The organism is Neobacillus bataviensis, from assembly GCF_019969725.1.
Genome location: NZ_JAHXYW010000068.1, coordinates 1 through 428 on the forward strand (window position 1 = coordinate 1; position 428 = coordinate 428).

The 428-nt window shown below is 45.8% G+C and carries 1 rRNA gene; it reads right to left on the reverse strand.

The features are described 5' to 3' along the window. Nucleotides 1-323 precede the first annotated feature (323 nt). Nucleotides 324-428: ribosomal RNA gene (locus tag LC455_RS31175) — 16S ribosomal RNA — on the reverse strand; the annotation flags it as partial.

Genomic DNA, 428 nt, shown 5'->3' on the forward strand with positions numbered 1-428 from the left:
GGCCTAAATGGACTCGAACCATCGACCTCACGCTTATCAGGCGTGCGCTCTAACCAGCTGAGCTATAGGCCCTCATAACGAAAGTTATGAAATTAAGTGAAAGAATCAATCTTTCAAAACTAAACAAGGCGACTTCCATGAATAAACTTCATGTATTCACTTCGTAGTTTTGCTTCAAGCTGCCTTGCAACGAGCTGAACATACTCTTCTTCGAATATGCGCTGGCGCAGGAGCAAACTTGGCGAGTATTAATCCTTCAAAACTAAACAAACAAAATACGTCGAACATTTTGTCTGGCTCATACGTCCAGCTTATATCCTTAGAAAGGAGGTGATCCAGCCGCACCTTCCGATACGGCTACCTTGTTACGACTTCACCCCAATCATCTGTCCCACCTTAGGCGGCTGGCTCCTTACGGTTACCCCACC